The organism is Methylobacterium sp. BI1 (genome assembly GCF_056680125.1).
In genome coordinates, this window is sequence record NZ_CM155267.1 from 24,796 (window position 1) to 41,468 (window position 16,673).

15 protein-coding genes are annotated in these 16,673 nt (G+C 71.1%); 6 read left to right on the forward strand and 9 right to left on the reverse strand.

The features are described 5' to 3' along the window. Positions 1-188: 188 nt before the first annotated feature. On the forward strand, positions 189-1,604 hold the full coding sequence (gene aspA / locus AC1MGR_RS00105) for an aspartate ammonia-lyase (RefSeq protein WP_480233283.1): 1,416 nt from the start codon (positions 189-191) through the stop codon (positions 1,602-1,604). Between the two features lie 149 nt (positions 1,605-1,753). Continuing rightward, positions 1,754-3,091 carry a dicarboxylate/amino acid:cation symporter gene (locus AC1MGR_RS00110; protein WP_480233284.1) on the forward strand — a complete coding sequence of 446 codons (1,338 nt, stop codon included), beginning with the start codon at positions 1,754-1,756 and terminating at the stop codon, positions 3,089-3,091. 4 nt (positions 3,092-3,095) lie between these two features. Here AC1MGR_RS00110 and AC1MGR_RS00115 read toward each other — a convergent pair whose 3' ends face one another. From AC1MGR_RS00115 to AC1MGR_RS00135, 5 genes are all read right to left on the reverse strand, one after another. Then, positions 3,096-4,658 (reverse strand): hypothetical protein, encoded by a 1,563-nt coding sequence (locus AC1MGR_RS00115; protein WP_480233285.1) that lies wholly within the window; start codon positions 4,656-4,658, stop codon positions 3,096-3,098. 96 nt (positions 4,659-4,754) lie between these two features. Next, positions 4,755-6,047 carry an ArgE/DapE family deacylase gene (locus AC1MGR_RS00120; RefSeq protein ID WP_480233286.1) on the reverse strand — a complete coding sequence of 431 codons (1,293 nt, stop codon included), beginning with the start codon at positions 6,045-6,047 and terminating at the stop codon, positions 4,755-4,757. 52 nt (positions 6,048-6,099) lie between these two features. Beyond that, the gene (locus tag AC1MGR_RS00125) at positions 6,100-6,438 is read right to left on the reverse strand and encodes a DUF3325 domain-containing protein (protein ID WP_108037689.1); all 339 of its coding nucleotides are present in this window, start codon (positions 6,436-6,438) and stop codon (positions 6,100-6,102) included. After that, positions 6,435-7,973, reverse strand: coding sequence for a PepSY-associated TM helix domain-containing protein (locus tag AC1MGR_RS00130; RefSeq protein ID WP_480233287.1), 1,539 nt, complete (start codon positions 7,971-7,973; stop codon positions 6,435-6,437). The genes AC1MGR_RS00125 and AC1MGR_RS00130 overlap by 4 nt, the downstream gene beginning before the upstream one ends. Continuing rightward, positions 7,970-8,308 carry an iron transporter gene (locus AC1MGR_RS00135; RefSeq protein WP_480233288.1) on the reverse strand — a complete coding sequence of 113 codons (339 nt, stop codon included), beginning with the start codon at positions 8,306-8,308 and terminating at the stop codon, positions 7,970-7,972. Before AC1MGR_RS00135 ends, AC1MGR_RS00130 begins: the two co-directional genes overlap by 4 nt. Positions 8,309-8,745: 437 nt before the next feature. Here AC1MGR_RS00135 and minC point away from each other — a divergent pair, with 437 nt between their 5' ends. Next, entirely contained in the window at positions 8,746-9,411 is a 666-nt protein-coding gene (minC, locus tag AC1MGR_RS00140) for a septum site-determining protein MinC (RefSeq protein ID WP_480234891.1), read from the forward strand. Positions 9,412-9,414: 3 nt separating this feature from the next. Here the strand turns inward: minC and AC1MGR_RS00145 are convergent, their stop codons facing one another. Together AC1MGR_RS00145 and ppk2 are read right to left on the reverse strand one after the other, a co-directional pair. After that, positions 9,415-10,224 (reverse strand): enoyl-CoA hydratase/isomerase family protein, encoded by an 810-nt coding sequence (locus AC1MGR_RS00145; protein WP_480233289.1) that lies wholly within the window; start codon positions 10,222-10,224, stop codon positions 9,415-9,417. An 83-nt stretch (positions 10,225-10,307) separates the two neighbouring features. Next, positions 10,308-11,225 (reverse strand): polyphosphate kinase 2, encoded by a 918-nt coding sequence (gene ppk2, locus AC1MGR_RS00150; RefSeq protein ID WP_108037681.1) that lies wholly within the window; start codon positions 11,223-11,225, stop codon positions 10,308-10,310. 197 nt (positions 11,226-11,422) lie between these two features. Between ppk2 and AC1MGR_RS00155 the strand changes: the two genes are divergently transcribed. Continuing rightward, positions 11,423-11,551 carry a hypothetical protein gene (locus AC1MGR_RS00155; RefSeq protein ID WP_055945825.1) on the forward strand — a complete coding sequence of 43 codons (129 nt, stop codon included), beginning with the start codon at positions 11,423-11,425 and terminating at the stop codon, positions 11,549-11,551. A 155-nt stretch (positions 11,552-11,706) separates the two neighbouring features. Here the strand turns inward: AC1MGR_RS00155 and AC1MGR_RS00160 are convergent, their stop codons facing one another. Beyond that, positions 11,707-13,332, reverse strand: a complete 1,626-nt coding sequence (locus AC1MGR_RS00160; RefSeq protein WP_480233290.1) for an ABC-F family ATP-binding cassette domain-containing protein — start codon at positions 13,330-13,332, stop codon at positions 11,707-11,709. Positions 13,333-13,490: 158 nt separating this feature from the next. Next, the gene (locus AC1MGR_RS00165) at positions 13,491-14,684 is read right to left on the reverse strand and encodes a patatin-like phospholipase family protein (protein ID WP_480233291.1); all 1,194 of its coding nucleotides are present in this window, start codon (positions 14,682-14,684) and stop codon (positions 13,491-13,493) included. 428 nt (positions 14,685-15,112) lie between these two features. Here AC1MGR_RS00165 and AC1MGR_RS00170 point away from each other — a divergent pair, with 428 nt between their 5' ends. Continuing rightward, positions 15,113-16,234 carry a histidine kinase dimerization/phosphoacceptor domain -containing protein gene (locus AC1MGR_RS00170; RefSeq protein ID WP_480233292.1) on the forward strand — a complete coding sequence of 374 codons (1,122 nt, stop codon included), beginning with the start codon at positions 15,113-15,115 and terminating at the stop codon, positions 16,232-16,234. Then, complete coding sequence (locus AC1MGR_RS00175; RefSeq protein ID WP_480233293.1) at positions 16,231-16,671, forward strand: response regulator; 441 nt, start codon at positions 16,231-16,233, stop codon at positions 16,669-16,671. Before AC1MGR_RS00170 ends, AC1MGR_RS00175 begins: the two co-directional genes overlap by 4 nt. Positions 16,672-16,673: the final 2 nt, after the last annotated feature.

Consider the following 16,673-nt stretch of genomic DNA (forward strand, 5'->3'; position numbering starts at 1 on the left):
CGGCGGCGCATCGCGCCGCAGCCGTTCCGCATCGAGCCGCGGGCGCGACCCTTCCGACCCTCCACGCCGTCCCGAGGTGAGGCCGTCCCTGCGGCTGCGCCGTCGCGTCCGCGTGGCCGCGCCCCGACCGGTACGCCGTACCGGACCGCACCCGCACGCCCCTCGCAACCGAACACCAGGAGCCCCCCGTGACCGACCATCCGACCCGCACCGAGCACGACCTCCTGGGCGACCGGGAGGTGCCGAAGGCGGCCTATTACGGCGTCCACACCCTGCGGGCGGTCGAGAACTTCGCGATCACGGGCCGGACCCTGGCCGACTGCCCGGATCTCATCAACGCCCTCGCGGCGATCAAGCAGGCGGCGGCCCTGGCCAACCGGGAGCTCGGCCTCCTCGACGCATCCCGCACCGAGGCCATCGTGGCGGCCTGCGAGGAGATCCGTGCCGGCGCCCTGCACGACCAGTTCGTGGTCGACCTGATCCAGGGCGGGGCCGGCACCTCCACCAACATGAACGCCAACGAGGTCATCGCCAACCGGGCGCTGGAGATCCTCGGGCATCCGCGCGGCGCCTACGAGCACTTGCACCCGAACGAACACGTCAACATGGGCCAGAGCACCAACGACGTGTACCCGACCGCCCTGAAGATCGCCGCCGCCGGCGCCATCCACCGGCTGATCGCCGCGATGGCCGACCTGCGCGCCAGCTTCGCCGCGAAGTCTAAGGACTTCGCCGACATCCTGAAGATGGGCCGCACCCAGCTGCAGGACGCGGTGCCGATGACGCTGGGCCAGGAATTCGGCACCTACGCGCTGATGCTGCGCGAGGACGAGGCCCGGCTCGGGGAAGCCGCCCTGCTGATCCGCGAGATCAACATGGGGGCCACCGCCATCGGCACCGGTATCACCGCGCATCCGCTCTACGCCGCCCTCGTCTGCGCGCGCCTCTCCGAGATCACCGGCATCCCCCTGGAGACCGCCGAGGACTTGGTCGAGGCGACCCAGGATTGCGGCGCCTTCGTGCAGCTCTCGGGGGTGCTCAAGCGCGTGGCCGTCAAGCTGTCGAAGACCTGCAACGACCTGCGCCTCCTCTCCAGCGGGCCGCGGGCCGGCTTCAACGAGATCAACCTGCCGGCGCGCCAGGCGGGCTCCTCGATCATGCCCGGCAAGGTCAACCCGGTGATTCCCGAGGTGGTCAACCAGGTCGCCTTCGAAGTCATCGGCAACGACGTGACCATCACCTTCGCGGCCGAGGCCGGCCAGCTCCAGCTCAACGCCTTCGAGCCGATCATCGCCTACAGCCTGTTCGACAGCCTGACCCACCTGCGCGCGGCCTGCATCACCCTCGACGTCCACTGCGTACGGGGCATCACCGCCAACCGCGAGCACCTTCGGGCCAGCGTCGAGCAGTCGATCGGCATCGTTACCGCCCTGAACCCCTATATCGGCTACCGCAACGCCACCGCCGTGGCCCTGGAGGCCCATGCCACCGGGCGCGGCGTCTACGAGCTCGTCCTCGAGAAGGGCCTGATGGCCAAGACGCAGCTCGACGCCGTGCTCCAGCCGGATCGCCTGACCCGGCCGCAGGCCTTCGCGGCAGCCTGAGGATGGCCCCCTCTTCCTCTGCGGGAGAGGGGTGATTCAGACCTGACGCTGTCGCGTCGCGCCCATCACCGCACCACCGGGTCACGCCATGACCCGCCCAACAGAGCGCCCATCACGAGCGCCGACAGCACCCCACAGGGAGGAACACCATGACTCACGGCGACGCCAAGGCGGACGGCAGGAAATCCGGGCGGCTCACCCTCTATACCGGCCTCGGGCTCGTCCTCGGCATCCTGGTTGGCGCGGTCCTGCACGGGATGGCGGCCGGACCGGCGGAGGCCAAGGAGATCGCCGGGTACTTCACCCTCTGCACGGACATCTTCCTGCGCCTGATCAAGATGATCATCGCGCCGCTGGTCTTCGCCACCATCGTGTCGGGCATCGCGAGCTTCGGCGACACGCGCTCGGTCGGCCGGGTCGCCGCCATGGCGATGGGCTGGTTCCTCACCGCCTCCGTGGTGTCGCTGACCCTCGGTTTCCTCGTCGCCAACCTGTTCCAGCCGGGGGCCGGCCTCGCCCTGCCCCTGCCGGAGGCCGGCGCCCAGACCGGGCTGAAGGCCGCCTCCCTCAACCTGCGCGACTTCCTCACCCATGTGTTCCCGACGAGCATCGTCTCGGCCATGGCCACCAACGAGGTGCTGCAGATCCTGGTCTTCTCGATCTTCTTCGGCTCCGGCCTCAGCGTCATCGACCGGCGCTACGCCGAGCCGATGGTGCACATGATCGACGGCCTCGCCCGCGTGATGTTCGCCGTCACCGACGCGGTGATGCGGCTGGCGCCCTTCGCGGTCTTCGCCGCCATCGCGGCGGTGATCACCGTCCAGGGCCTCGGCGTCCTCATCGACTACGGCAAGTTCATCGGCGCGTTCTACCTCGGCCTCGCGGTGCTCTGGGTGCTCCTGATCGGCGCCGGCTGGCTGGTGCTGGGCAACCGGGTGGTGCGCCTCCTCGATCTCCTGCGCGCACCGATGATCCTGGCCTTCTCCACCGCCTCGAGCGAGGCCGCCTTCCCCCGCACCGTCGAGGTGCTGGAGAAGTTCGGCGTGCGCCCCCGGGTCACCGGCTTCGTGCTGCCGCTCGGCTACTCGTTCAACCTCGACGGCTCGATGATGTACCAGGCGATGGCCGCGCTCTTCATCGCCCAGGCCTTCGGCATCCATCTCGGCGTCGCCGAGCAGTTCACCATGCTGCTGGTCATGATGGTGACGAGCAAGGGCATCGCCGGCGTGCCGCGCGCCTCCCTCGTGGTGGTGGCCGCGACCGTACCGATGTTCGGTCTGCCGGCGGCCGGCATCCTGCTCATCATGGGGGTCGACCAGATCCTCGACATGGGCCGCACCGTCACCAACGTCCTCGGCAACGGCCTCGCCACTGCCGCCGTCGCCCAGTGGCAGGGCGAGATGGACGCCGAGCGCGATGCGGAGACGGACGGGCCCCCGAAGGCCGCAACGGAGGCGGCGCCCGCCCTGGCCGCGGCCCGCGCCTGAGGCGCTACTTCGCCGCCACCGGTCGCACGGACCAGGTGGCCCAGTAGACGGGGCGGCCGAACACGGTCGACGCGTTCGCGCCGCCCGGCCCCGGCGCGAGCCGGTCGAGCCAGGTCAGGAACCCGGCCTTGGCGCGGTAGTTCGTCGGGGTCGCGAGGTTGCCGTAGCGGTCCGTCATCCAGAAATGCTGGCTGCGCCCGAAACGGCCCGATCCGTCGCCGCCCGAGCGCAGGCCGAGATAGGCGGTGGAGCGCATGATCGCCTGCGGCTCCGAGAACCACGTCAGGCCCGCCAGCGAACCCGGCGCGAGGTCGGCGGTGTACTGCACGCAGATGTCGGCGACGGGACCGTCCATGGTGTTGGCCGGGCGGTTGCAGCGATAGGCTGCCACCCAGCGGTCCATGTCCCGGGCCTTGGCCACCCGTATCAGGCTCTGGGCGGGCAGCGGCTCGGCGACGGTCCGGGCCGGCGACCAGACGCGATCGGCGGTGAGGTCCCGGCTGGTGCGCAGGTAGAGGCCCATCCGCCGGTTCGCCGCCGGCTCGTTGCAGTCCGAGGGCAGCACGTCGGTGTAGTAGTAGTGGTAGACCTGATCGACCACGCTGATCGCGCCGACCAGATCGGTGCGGTCGAAGCCCTGCCCGGCGCAGTTGCCGATGATCGCCGCCCCGGTCTCGTCGAGAACGGCGCTGGGGCTCGGCGCCTCGGGTGTCCGCGACCGGCCGCGGCGGGAGCGCCCCTCCGGACGCTCCCCGCCGAACGGCGTCCAGACCGTTCCCGCCTCGGTGCGGCCGCGGATGTCGAAGCCCTTGAAATCCAGCGTGCGGGCCTGGAGCAGCGCGTGCCGGTTGCCGGCCTCGGTGGGCACCGCCGCGAGGAAGAACACGTAGCTGTAGGCGTCCCCGCCCCAGGCGCGCCCCGCCACCGTCATCGGATGCCGGGCCGCGATGCCCTCGCCGGCCGGCTCGGGGGCCGGGGCCGGCGGGGCTTCGGCCCGGCGACGACCGCGTCGGCGTCCGCGCTCCTCGGCACCGGCACCTTCCTGGCCTCTGGTGCCTTCTTGTCCCCTGGCACCTTCCTGGCTGCGGGCAACCTCGCGGGCCATCTCCCACAGGCGCCCCTGGGTCGGCGGCATGGTGGTGGCGAGTTGCTCCGGCATCGCGCCGGAGCGGACCGAGCCGCCGTCGAGGGGGTCGGTGGCGCGGCGCGGCGCGCAGGGTCCGGCCGTCTCGCCGCGCCGGGATTTCCTGGCGATCAGGGGCGTCTCGGCCTGGTACACGGCCTGGAGCGGGCCGGTGCCGGGCGTCGTGCGGATCACCTGCACGCCGCTGGCGGATTCACAGGCCGGGGGTGTGAAGAACACCCCCTCGGCCTCGCTGCCCCGGCAGATCTCCAGGGTGCCGCCGCCGGTGACGTAGCAGCTCGTGTCGGTGGTCTGCGCGTCGGCGGGGCCGGCTGCGAACCCCAGGAGGAGCGGCAGGAACGCCGATGGGACGACGCGCCGGCGGACCGGCTGACGGGGGACGCCGGAGGGCGCAGCGAGGGGGAAGGTCCGCGGATGTGTCACGGTGGAGAGGGTTAGCGTAGCCCCGCGGTTCGACAAGGCTTCGCCGGGGCGCCATCCACACCGCCGGTCCTCACATTTCCGCGGAGGGTCGCCGGGTCAGCCGGCGTTCCGGGCCTCCGTCCCGCACCACTCGGCGATGAACAGGGCCATCGCGGTGGTGATCCGCTGCACGGAGGCGAGGCTGACGCGCTCGTCGAAGCCGTGGATGTTCTGGCTGATCGGCCCGTAGCAGAGCGCCGGCACCTGATCGTAGAGGGCGTAGACCCGGGTATCGAGATAGCTCGGTGACATGAAGCTCTGCAGGTCCGCGCCGGTGGCGGTCCGGTGTGCCCGGCCGAGCACCGCCTCCGCCTCCGACCCTTCCACCAGGGCATAGCCCTCCGAGAAGAAGCCGTCGAAGCTGACGCGGGGCGGCGTGTTCGACAGGAAGGCGTCGTCCCGGGCGAAATCCGCGATCGCCTGCTCCACCGCGCGGGCGGCCTCCCCGGCCGAGACGCCCGGATAGAGGGCGATGCGACACGCGATCCGGCACCAGGCCGGCACCGAGGAGGCCCAGTCGCCGCCCTCGATCCGGCCGACATTGAGGTTGATGGCGTCGGGCTGGTCGGCGAAGTGAGGGTGGGCCGCCTTCTCGGCGTTCCAGCGCGCCTCGAGGGCCCGCAGGGCGCCGATCACCCGGTAGGTCGCGTCGATGGCGTTGGCCCCGGCGCCCATCTCGCGGACATGGACCGGGCGGCCGCGGACCTCGACGGTGAACCACAGCACGCCGACATTGGCGCGCACGAGCTTCTCGTCCTCGGGCTCGGGGATCAGCACCGCTTCGGCGCGGTAGCCGCGCAGGTGGGTCATCAGGGCGCCGTTGCCGGTGGATTCCTCCTCGACCACGGATTGCAGGGTGACGGTGGCCGCGGGTTGCAGGCCGATCCGGGCCAGGGCGTCGAGGGCGAACAGGTTGGCGGCGTGGCCCGCCTTCATGTCGGCGGCGCCCCGTCCGTACATCCAGTCGCCGTCGATGACGGGCTCGAAGGGCGGGTGGGTCCAGAGATCCGCGGGGCCGGGCGGCACCACGTCGACATGGGCCTGCAGGATCAGCGAGCGCCCGGTCTCGGCGCGTGGCCGGTGGATGCCGACGACGAGGGGCGCCCGGGAATGCGTCTCCGACATCGCCGCCCCGCCCGGATGGGCGGCGAGGGCGGCCCCGTCCATGGTGAAGCGGTCGAGGGCGTAGCCGCGGGCGCGGAAGGCCCGGAAGACGAAGTCCTGGATCGCGTGCTCGGCGCCCCGCGTCGACCCGAAGCGCACCAGGGCCTGGGTGTGGGCGACCTGCTCGGGAAAGCCCGCCGCGACGGCCTCGGCGATGCGGGCGGCAAGGGCGGGATCGAGAGGCATCGGCGCTCCGGCGCTGGCGAGGGGAGCGGCCAGGATAGCGAGGCCGGCCGGATCAGGCGAGCAGCGCCGCCACCAGCGCCAGGGGCAGGGCCAGGAGGGCCGCCGGGCGGATCCAGGCCGGACGGTAGGAGACCAGCCCGACCACCAGGAGGGCCGCGCCGGTGAGCGAGCCGATCCACTGCACCGGGCCGAAATTCCAGTCGGAGGTGACCACGGCGGCCGCGAAGGACCCCGCGATGGCGGCCCATCCGGCGAGCCGCAGCGCCCGGGCCCGGCTCCGCGTCTGGCCGCGCCCGGCGATGGCGCGATGATGACGGTCCATGGCGAGGCAGAGGGCGGCGAGCCCGGCGAAGCTCAGGGCGAGGTTGAGGGCGATGGAGAGCGGCGTCATGCTTCGACGAGACCTTCGGACGCCCGGCCCTGGGTGGGACGGGCCACCCGCGCGGCTTGCCGGCGCGCCTCGTAGTGGGACACCTTGCGCGCGCCGCGAGCCAGGGCGAGGCCGAGACCCAGCATGGCGGCATCGAAGGCCAGGAAGTCGAGGCCGCGATCCGCGGTCAGCGCGCCGACCACCGGCACGGCGCCGAACAGGAGGCCGGCGGCGAGGCCGAGCTCGGTCCAGGCCCTGCGGTGCGGCCGAAGCAGGGACACGACGGCGGCCAGCGCCCAGGCGCCGAAGAAGACGCCGCCCTCCCAGGTCGCCCGGTGGGCGAGGTCGACGGGCAGCAGCCGGTTGCCGAGGAGGAGCGCCGCCATGCCGATCGGCAGGCCGAGGATGGTGCCGATGTTGAGGCCGCGCACCAGGCGCAGGCCGAAGCCCGGCGCCTCCCCCGTCTTCGGCGCCCGGGCGACCGTCCAGAGGACGAGGCCCGTGGCGATGGTGGCAGCACCGAGTAGGCCGCAGAGGAAGAACAGCGCCCGCAGGGCCGTGCTGGCGAAGTGCGCCTCGTGCAGGCCCATGAAGCTGGTGAAGACGCGGGCGGCCGGCTTCAGGGGCTCGATTCGCTCGACGACGCTCCCGGAAGCGGCGTCGAAGGCGATCTGCGGATGCTGGTGGGCGAGGCCGTGGGGCTCCTCGAAGACGGCGACCACGGTGGCGTTGGCATCGCCCGGGTTGTTGACGATGACCATCTCGAGGGGTTCCGAGACCTCGCCCCGGGCCCGGGCCAGGAGCGGTGCCAGAGGCACGGCCTCGCCGGGCCGGCCGGCGGCCGGGCGCCAGGTCGTGGTCTGGGCCGCCTCGACGTAGAAGCGCAGGTCGTCGCCCTTGTAGGCCGCCGTCACGCCCCAGGGCATGTACATCACGCCGAGGGTCACGATCCCCGTATAGGTGATCATCAGGTGGAACGGCAGGGCGAGCACGCCGGTGACGTTGTGGGCGTCGAGCCAGCCGCGCTGAGCCGACTTGTCCCGCCGGAAGGTGAAGAAGTCGGCGAAGATGCGCCGATGCGTCACGATGCCGGAGATCAGGGCGATGAGAAGGATCATCGCCGCGGCGCCGACGATCCAGCGGCCGACGGCCGGCATCATCTGGAGCTCGTAGTGGAAATGGTAGAAGAAGTCGCCGCCCTGGGTGTCGCGCGCCCTCGTGGGCGCGCCGGTCTCGACGTCGAGCAGGGCCTGCCCGAGGGGGGCCTCCAGGCTGTCCATCCAGTAGACGGCGATCACCGGCCGGTCCGGCTGCGGCAGGGAGACGTACCAGGCCATGGCCTTCGGCGCGTGGGCCTTCAGGTAGGCGACGCCGCGCTCGGCGGCGGGAATCGCATCGCTGGGGCCGGCCTGCAGTTCCGGGCGCATCCAGAGCGAGAGGTCGGTGCGGTAGTAGGTGGCGGTGCCGGTGACGAACACGGCGAACATCACCCATCCGGTGACGAGCCCGGCCCAGGTGTGGAGCCAGGCCATGGATTGGCGGAATCCCTGCCTCATGCGGGCGGTCCCATGGCGACGCCGTCGAGGGCGAGCCAGAGGCCGAGGCCCATCAGCGCGATCGGAAGCCCGAGGCCCAGGGCGGCGCGCAACAGCGTGCGGGCGGCAAAGACCCAGATCACCGCAGCGGCCAGGATGGCGAAGCTGATCAGGGTCGCGGTGGCCACCGCTTCGGAGCGCACCATCGGCAGGGTCAGTGACAGGAAGGCCGTCGCGAGCCCGGCCAGGGCGTATCCGCCGAAGGCCGCCAGGCCCACGCGCGCGGCCACCGCGGAGCGGTAGCGCCAGCCCCTTCGCGAGCGGGTCCTGTCGAGGGGACCGGAAATATCCGTCACGGGCAACACCTTCGAGACGCGCACAGGCGAGACGAATGCGGAGACGGGCTCCGCAATGGCAGGCAGGATCGATAGTCCCGGCCGGGGCTGACCACCGGCCGACCTCCCGATTTCACGGGGATCGCTCCGCTATAGCGATCCTGGTCTTAGGCCCGCAAACGCTATGTTATGGAATCATTCCAATTCGACCTTTCGACGCTGCGACCGACGCCGCGACATCGTCGACGCTCCGACGCCGCCGCGACGGCGTCCAATGCAAGACCTTCGGCGGAATTCGTGTTGACGGGCCGCAGGTCGCGCCCTGTGCACCCGGAACGCGGGTTAGGATAAGGTGACGGCCAGCGCCCGCTTCCCGCGAACACCGCCCGAGAACAAGACACCTGATCGTGACCGCAAGTTCCTCCCGTCCCCCGATCCGCTTCCGCGGTCGCTCGTTCATGGCCCTGGTGCTCGCCCCGGTGCTGCCCGTCTCGGACTGGCTCGGCGAACTCGACGCGCTGGCCCGGCGCTCGCCGGCCTTCTTCGTCGGGCGCCCCGTCATCCTCGACGTGGCCGGACTCGGGCTCGAACGGGAGGCCCTCGTCGCCCTGGTGGCCGACCTCGCCGCCCGCGACGTCGCCGTGATGGGCATCGAAGGGGCCGACCCGGGCCAGCTCGGGGCCGGCCTGCCGCCGCCCCCGGCGGGCGGGCGCCCGGTCGACGCGGTCCCGACCCCGGAGGCGACGGCGGACGCCGCGCCGGATGCGCCCGTGGTGCCGTCGGCGCCGGCCCCGTTCCGCTCCCTGATCCTGGATGCGCCCGTGCGCTCCGGCCAGACGATCCTGCACCTGGAGGGCGACATCACCGTGATGGGCTCGGTGGCCTCGGGCGCCGAGGTGATCGCGGGCGGCTCGCTCCACGTCTACGGCGCCCTGCGGGGCCGGGCGATCGCGGGGGCGGCCGGCAATCCGGAGGCGCGCATCACCTGCCGCCGGTTCGAGCCCGAACTCATCGCCATCGACGGCCTCTATCGCACCGCCGACGACCTCGGCCCGGTCCAGCGCGGCCTGCCGGCCCAGGTCCGGCTCGAGGGCGACGCCATCAAGGTGGCGGCCCTGGACTAGACCCTACCGGCCGGTCCAAGCCGGGGGACGCTTGGCGAGGAACGCCTCCATGCCCTCGCGAAAATCGGCGCTGGTGTAGCAGAGCCGGATGAGATCGTCGCCGGGACGCTCGGTCCCCGTCTCGTCCTCGCCCTGGAGGCGGCGCAGGCCCTCCTTGGTCGCCCGCAGGGTGAGCGGTGCGTGGCCGGCCATCAGGGTCGCGAGTTCCGCCGCACGGGCCGCCAGGGCCTCGGCATCGGCCACCACCTCGCCGATGAGCCCGATGGCCAGGGCCTCCTCGGCCCCGACGAGGCGGGCGGTGAAGATCATGTCCTTGACCCGGGCCGGCCCGATCAGGGCTGAGAGGCGGCGCAGATTGCCGAGCGAGAGGCAGTTCCCGAGGGTGCGGGCGATGGGAAAGCCGAGCCTGGCGTCGCGGGTGGCGATCCGCAGGTCGCAGGCCGCCGCGATGGCCGCGCCTCCGCCCGTGCAGGCGCCGGCGATCGCCGCGATGGTGGGCACGGACAGGCGCTCCAGCGCGCCCATCACCCGGTCCATGAAGCGCTCGTAGTCGATCGCGTCCTGCGCGCTCGTGAAGCGGCGGAACTGGGCGATGTCGGTGCCGGCCGCGAAGGCCTTGTCGCCCGCACCCGTGATGATCAGCGCCTTGACGCTCCCGTCCGCTTCGATACGCGCGCAGGCGTCGATCAGGCCCTGGTACATCCCGAAGGTCAGGGCGTTGCGCGCCTGCGGACGGTTCAGGGTGAGGCGGGCAATGCCGGCCTCGACCGCGACGAGGAGTTCGTCGGTCTGGGTTTCGTGGGTCTGGGTCATGCGGGGTCCCCGGGCGCGGACGCGGACCCCTCCTCTCGCCCATCGGAGCCGGCCGGAGCAAGCGGCCGGCTTCCGTCCCCGCCTCAGAACACGGACGGCACGAACATCTCGGGCGGCACCGGATGGCGGATGTAATCGTCGTGACGCTCGCGGTCCGGCAGGTGCACGGGCGGATGGGCGACGTCGCCGTAGGGGATCTGCGCCAGGAGGTGGCTGATGCAGTTGAGGCGGGCGCGCTTCTTGTCGACGGCCTCGACCACCCACCAGGGTGCCTCCGGGATATGGGTCCGGGCCAGCATGTCCTCCTTGGCCTTGGTGTAGTCCTCCCAGAGGCGGCGGGACTGCACGTCCATCGGCGAGAGCTTCCACTGCTTCAGGGGATCGTGGATGCGCATCTGGAAGCGGAACGCCTGCTCCTCGTCGGTGATCGAGAACCAGTACTTGAGCACGAGGATCCCGGAGCGGGTCAGCATGCGCTCGAACTCGGGCACCGAGCGGAAGAACTCCTCGACGTCGTCGGGTGAGCAGAACCCCATGACGCGCTCGACGCCGGCGCGGTTGTACCAGGAGCGGTCGAACAGCACGATCTCGCCGCCGGCCGGAAGATGGCTGACGTAGCGCTGGAAATACCATTGCGTGCGCTCGCGCTCGTTCGGGGCGGGCAGCGCCGCGACGCGGCAGACGCGCGGGTTGAGCCGCTGGGTGATGCGCTTGATCACGCCGCCCTTGCCGGCGGAGTCGCGGCCCTCGAAGATCACCACGACCCGCAGCTTGTGGGCCTGGACCCAGTCCTGCAGGCGCACCAACTCGTGCTGCAGGCGAAACAGCGCGCGGAAATAAACCTTGCGGTCGAGACCGGGCGGACGGGCGGGCTGCCCGAGTTCGTCGGCCAGGCGCTCCAGGCGCTCGTCCTCCATCTCGAGTTCGAGTTCCTCGTCGAAGTCGTCGGCGACCTCCCGGCGGATCGCCTCGACCTCCGCTGCCCGCTGTCCGCCGTCCATGTGGAAGCCCCGTTCCGGTCGCAATATCGGCCGCGCTTAGAGCACGGCATCATGACAGGCTTGATACGGCAGGGTGCGCCGGCGACGGCCCGAGGGAACGGGGACCGCACCCCGCGGGTTGAAGGGCAAGCTGCGCCATTTCGCGAACCGCGAGCCTGGCTCGCCCGGCGCCCCACACACAGAATGAGGGTCCACCCATGAGCCTGATCGGACGCATCGTCACCAAGCTCCTCGGCAACGAGGACCGTCCCGTGGTCCGCGACGACCGCAACTACGATTCCGGTACGCCGCTCGGCCGCCTCGTGACCAAGATCCTGCGGAAGTAAGTTTTGCCTGGCCGGGCGGCTCGAGGCCGCCCGGTTCTTCCCCCCCTTGCGGCTCGAGGCCGCCCGGTTCTTCCCCCCTCCTTGCGGCTCAACGCCGCCCGGTTCTGAAAACCCTTGGCGGCGGAAGGTTGTCCGCCTTCGAAAGCCCTGGAGGCTCAGGCAGCCCGGCGCTTGGCCTTCTTCTCGCGTCCCTGGCCGGGCGCGCGCTGGCCCGCGCGGGTCCGGTCGAGCACGAACTTCGCGTAGTCGTCCATGTCGCCCGCGAAGGGTTTGACCGTGTTGTCGGCCGCCAGCCACAGGCGATCCGCCACCAGCTCCATCAGCGAGCGGTCGTGGGTGATGAGGATGACAGCCCCGCCGTAATCGTTCAGCGCGTCGAGCAGAGCCCTCCGACTGTCGATGTCGAGGTGGTTGGTCGGCTCGTCGAGGATGAGCAGGTGCGGCGCCTGCATCGCCACCAGGTTCAGGAGCAGGCGCGCCCGCTCGCCGCCCGAGAGCGCGTCCACCGTCGTCTCCTGCTTGTCGAAGGCGAGGCCGAAGCTGGCGAGCTTGGCGCGCCGCGCCGATTCGCTGTCGTCGGGACGCTCGCGCCGGATGATCGCCAGCGGTGTGTCCTTCGGGTCGAGGGCCTCGATCTGGTGCTGGTGGAACCAGCCGACCTGCACGCGCCCTTCCCGCACCATCCGCCCGTCCCGCACCGCGAGGGCGCCGGCCGCCATCTTGGCGAAGGTCGACTTGCCCGCGCCGTTGACGCCCAGCAAACCGATGCGGTCGTCGACGTCGAGGGTCAGGTTGAGGCCGCGGAGCACCGGCGCATCGTCGCCATACGCGATGGTGGCGTCGGTGAGGTGCATCAGGGGCGGGGCGAGCGGACGCTTCGGCGAGGGCAGGTGGAACGGCGCCACGTGCTCCTCGATGGTGGCGGCGATCGGCTCCAGCTTGGCGAGGCGCTTGACGCGGGACTGCGCCTGGGCGGCCTTCGAGGCCTTGGCCTTGAAGCGGTCGATGAAGCTCTGCAGGTGCGCGCGCTCGGCCTCCTGCTTCTGCTTGGTCGAGGCCTGGAGGCGGGCCTTCTCGGCCCGGCGCTTCTCGAAGTCGTCGTAGCCACCCGTGTAGAGTTCGAGCTTGCCGCCGGCCACGTGCAGGATCGCGTCCACCGAATTGTTCAGGAGCTCGCGGTCGTGGCTGATGATCAGGGCCGAGTGCGGGTAGCGCTTCAGCCGCGCCTCCAGCCACAGGGCGCCCTCGAGATCGAGGTAGTTGGTGGGCTCGTCGAGGAGCAGCATGTCCGGCTCGGCGAAGAGCGCGGCGGCCAGGGCCACGCGCATGCGCCAGCCGCCGGAGAACTCCGCCATCGGTCGGGCCAGGTCCTCCACCGAGAAGCCGAGGCCGGCCAGGATCTCGCCGGCCCGGGCCGGGGCCCGGTCGGCGTCGATCTCGATGAGGCGGGCATAGATCTCGCCCAGGCGCTCGGGCGCGGCGGTCTCGAGCTCGGCGTTCAGGGCCTCGCGCTCCACGTCGGCGGCCAGGATCGTGTCGATCAGGCTGACGGGGGTCGCGGGGTGCTCCTGATCCACGGAGGCGACGCGGGCGGTCTTCGGCAGCAGGATGGCGCCGCCGTCCGGCTGCAGCTCGCCGAGGATGATCTTGAACAGGGTCGACTTGCCAACGCCGTTGCGGCCGACGAGCCCGACCTTGGAGCCGGGCGGCACCGCGACGCTGGCGCGATCGAAGAAGCGCCGGCCCCAGGCGCTGAAGGTGAGGTCTTCGATCTGGATCATGCGAGGGCTCGTCGGGGGCGGGGGCACCGGACGGACCCGGACACGGGCCGGACCCTATCGCACCGCACCATCCGGCGCGAGGGGCGCCGTACGCAACCAGCCCCCTCGCCCGACGCGGCTCGGGTCGTGCCCGCGACGCGACGGCCCCGCGGGCCGGCCTACTGCGCGGCTACGACGGAGGCTTTCACCAGCGGCGCCACCGGGACGCTCTTGTGCCAGAAGGTGCCGGTGCGGCCGGTCGCGTAGCCGGTCTCGTACAGGCTGCGCATGTACCCGGTGTCGAAGCCGCGGGCCGTGGACGTGTTGGGCGCGGATTCGTCGATGTAGGCGAGGTTGAAGCCGATGCCGTTGTTGCGGGTGAAGGCGTAGGTCGAGGCCAGGGTGGCGCGGCTGCGGGCACGGCTCGCCGTGGTGAACGAGCGCTCCACGATGGAGAGCGTGTTGTTCTGGGCGAGGTCGAATTCCGGCTCCAGCCGCCCGTTGATGATGACGTAGATGTCCGACTTGGCGCCTGCCTTGAACCGGCCGTCGCGCAGCAGGAACGATTGCGGCAGGGTGAACACCGGCGTCACCACCGACCCGTCGACATGCATCTCCTGGAAGGTGCGCTGCGCCGCCTGGACGTCGATGAGCTGCGGCGGGAACACCGCCGGGATGCTGGCCGACGCGGTGAGCACGTCGGTGAACAGGTCGAGGGCGGCGGGGCCGCCGCTGGTTGCGATGGCGCCCATGTTCCAGATCACGGCGCGCTGGGCATCGAGGTTCGTCGTCACCACGAGGAGGCGGCGACCCTTGGCGTGCTGGGCCGCGACCGCCGCCAGCAGGTCCGGCGTCACGTAGCGCCGCACGAGGTCGCGCAGGCGCCCGTCCCCGAACAGGCCCGAGCCGAACAGCACGTTGGCGAAGCTCGGCGACTGGACCAGGGTCGATGCGACGCCGCTGGTGTAGATGTCCTTCAGGATGGCGTCGTATTCCGGCCCGACGAAGGCGAAGGGCGCGATCAGGGCACCGGTGGAGACGCCGGAGACCAGGGAGAATTCCGGGCGCTTGCCGGACTCGGTCCAGCCGTTCAGCAGGCCGGCGCCGTAGGCCCCGTCGCCGCCGCCGCCGGACAGGGCGAGGTAGGCGAACGGCACCTTGCTGTTCTGGGGGCGCGCCGACATCTCGGTGAAGGTCTTCTCCGAGGCATCCGCGTAGGCGCGGACGTTGGGATCGAGCCCGGGCAGGACGGCGGCGGCCGCCTCGCTCGCCGTGTAGGGCGTGCGCGGCGTGGTGCCGCACGCCGCGACCTGGCCTGCCACGAGCAGGGCCAGGAGTCCCCGGGTCCAACCGAGACGACGCATCTTCGACATGTTCACAGCCAAATCCACAGTCTCAAGTCCGGAGCCCAACCCCAGCGCGACCCTAGCACGGAAAACGAGCTTGGCCGTTGCCGTGTTCCGGCTACGCTTCGCGACGCCGCACCGGTGTGGCATTCGGGCAGCAGCCGCCGGGATCCCACGGGATCTCGCGAAAGCGTGTGGACGGAGGGGGCCTCCGCGGCCCGTCCCGACATCAAATGAACTTCCTGCGCACACGTCCGTTGGAGCACCATACGGTGACGGTTGACCGTTGCGGTCATGATCCGACATCCAGTTTCCCTCGCGAAACCTGCTTTCGCCGACCGGCCCCGCTCACGCGGACCGGCCGTGCCGCCCGCATGTGCCGTCGATGGTCCTGACGATGCCGGCATGAGCAGGACAGCCCCAGAGATCGGCGGCGCGAGGAGGAGACGGAGACGATGGAACGAGACGACGCGTGGCACCTGACGGGCGATCTGATGGTCGAGGACGGCAAGGGCGATCCCTTCGCCGCCGCCATCCGGGCCACCCGCATGCCCATGATCGTCACGGACCCGCGCCGCGACGACAATCCGATCGTCTTCGTGAACGATGCCTTCCTGCGCCTCACCGGCTACGAGCGCGGGGAGATCATGGGGCGCAACTGCCGCTTCCTGCAGGGTCCCGACACCGACCCGAACGCGGTCCAGCAGCTCCGCGAGGCCGTGGAGGCCCGGCGCGACATCGCCGTCGACATCCTGAACTACCGCAAGGACGGCACCCCGTTCTGGAATGCCCTCTACATGAGCCCGGTCATCACCAAGGCCGGCGACCTGCACTACTTCTTCGCCTCGCAGCTCGACGTCACCGACCGGGTGGACGCGCAGATGCGGACCCAGAACGAGAAGGAGCATTTCGAGCGCGAGGTCGCCAAGCGGACGCGCGAGCTCTCGGACGCCCTGGCGGCCAAGACCATGCTCGTGCACGAGGTCGACCACCGGGTGAAGAACAATCTCCAGATGGTGGCCTCGCTCCTCACGATGCAGACCCGGAGCATCTCCGACCCCACGGCGCGCGAGGCGATGAAGTCGATGCTGACCCGGGTCGAGGCCCTGGGGACGGTGCACAAGCGCCTCTACCAGTCCCACGACGTCGAGCGCTTCGACGTGGCCGAGTTCGCCCGCGAACTCGCCACGGATCTCGTGCGCGGCTCCGGCCGCTCCGAGATCAGCCTCCACCTCGACCTGGAGCCCGTGGAGGTGCCGGTGGAGAAGGCACCGCCCGTGGCGCTGATGATGAACGAGCTCATCACCAACGCGCTGAAGCACGCCTTCCCCGACAATCGGCCGGGCCGCCTCTCGATCCGGGTTCACCCGGACGGACGCTACTTCGGCATCCGGATCATCGACGACGGCATCGGCATGCCCCAGGAGGTCGTGGGCACGCGCTCCTTCGGCAAGCGCCTGATCGAGAGCTTGGCGCGCCAGCTGAACGCCAGCATCGCCTGGCAGCCCGGCGACCCCGGGACGTCGATCGACATTCGCCTGCCGCGCGAAGCCCCGGGCGCCAAGGACAGCCCGTGAGCGAACCCCTCCGGGTCCTGATCGCGGAAGACGAAGCGCTCATCCTGATGCAGCTGGAATTCCTCGTGGAGGATGCCGGTCACGTCGTCGTTGGCAGCGCGGCGACCGCCGAGGAGGCGATCGGGATCGCCCGGGCGGTGCGGCCGCATCTCGTCTTCGTCGACCTCCAGCTGCGCGGCGGCTCGTCCGGCATCGACATCGTCCGCGCCTTGCGGGACGACACGGCCATGATCCTGGTCTTCGTCACCGCCAATGCCCAGCACCTGCCGGAGGGGTTCGAAGGCGCCGCCGGCGTCATCGCCAAGCCCTACACCGAGGCGGTCGTCTTCGACACCCTGGCGTATTTCCACGAATGCATGCACGCGCCGCCGCCGCGCTCCCCCGTGCCCCTCGGCCTGCGCCTCGCGCCCGCCTATCGCGACGCCCTCGGCGCCTAGGC

Coding starts and splice junctions, on each gene's coding strand:
- AC1MGR_RS00110 (WP_480233284.1), top strand. CDS start 1,754: ATGACTCACGGCGACGCCAAGGCGGACGGCAGGAAATCCGGGCGGCTC.
- AC1MGR_RS00120 (WP_480233286.1), bottom strand. CDS start 6,047: ATGCCTCTCGATCCCGCCCTTGCCGCCCGCATCGCCGAGGCCGTCGCG.
- AC1MGR_RS00125 (WP_108037689.1), bottom strand. CDS start 6,438: ATGACGCCGCTCTCCATCGCCCTCAACCTCGCCCTGAGCTTCGCCGGG.
- AC1MGR_RS00130 (WP_480233287.1), bottom strand. CDS start 7,973: ATGAGGCAGGGATTCCGCCAATCCATGGCCTGGCTCCACACCTGGGCC.
- minC (WP_480234891.1), top strand. CDS start 8,746: ATGGCCCTGGTGCTCGCCCCGGTGCTGCCCGTCTCGGACTGGCTCGGC.
- AC1MGR_RS00145 (WP_480233289.1), bottom strand. CDS start 10,224: ATGACCCAGACCCACGAAACCCAGACCGACGAACTCCTCGTCGCGGTC.
- ppk2 (WP_108037681.1), bottom strand. CDS start 11,225: ATGGACGGCGGACAGCGGGCAGCGGAGGTCGAGGCGATCCGCCGGGAG.
- AC1MGR_RS00155 (WP_055945825.1), top strand. CDS start 11,423: ATGAGCCTGATCGGACGCATCGTCACCAAGCTCCTCGGCAACGAGGAC.
- AC1MGR_RS00160 (WP_480233290.1), bottom strand. CDS start 13,332: ATGATCCAGATCGAAGACCTCACCTTCAGCGCCTGGGGCCGGCGCTTC.
- AC1MGR_RS00165 (WP_480233291.1), bottom strand. CDS start 14,684: ATGTCGAAGATGCGTCGTCTCGGTTGGACCCGGGGACTCCTGGCCCTG.
- AC1MGR_RS00170 (WP_480233292.1), top strand. CDS start 15,113: ATGGAACGAGACGACGCGTGGCACCTGACGGGCGATCTGATGGTCGAG.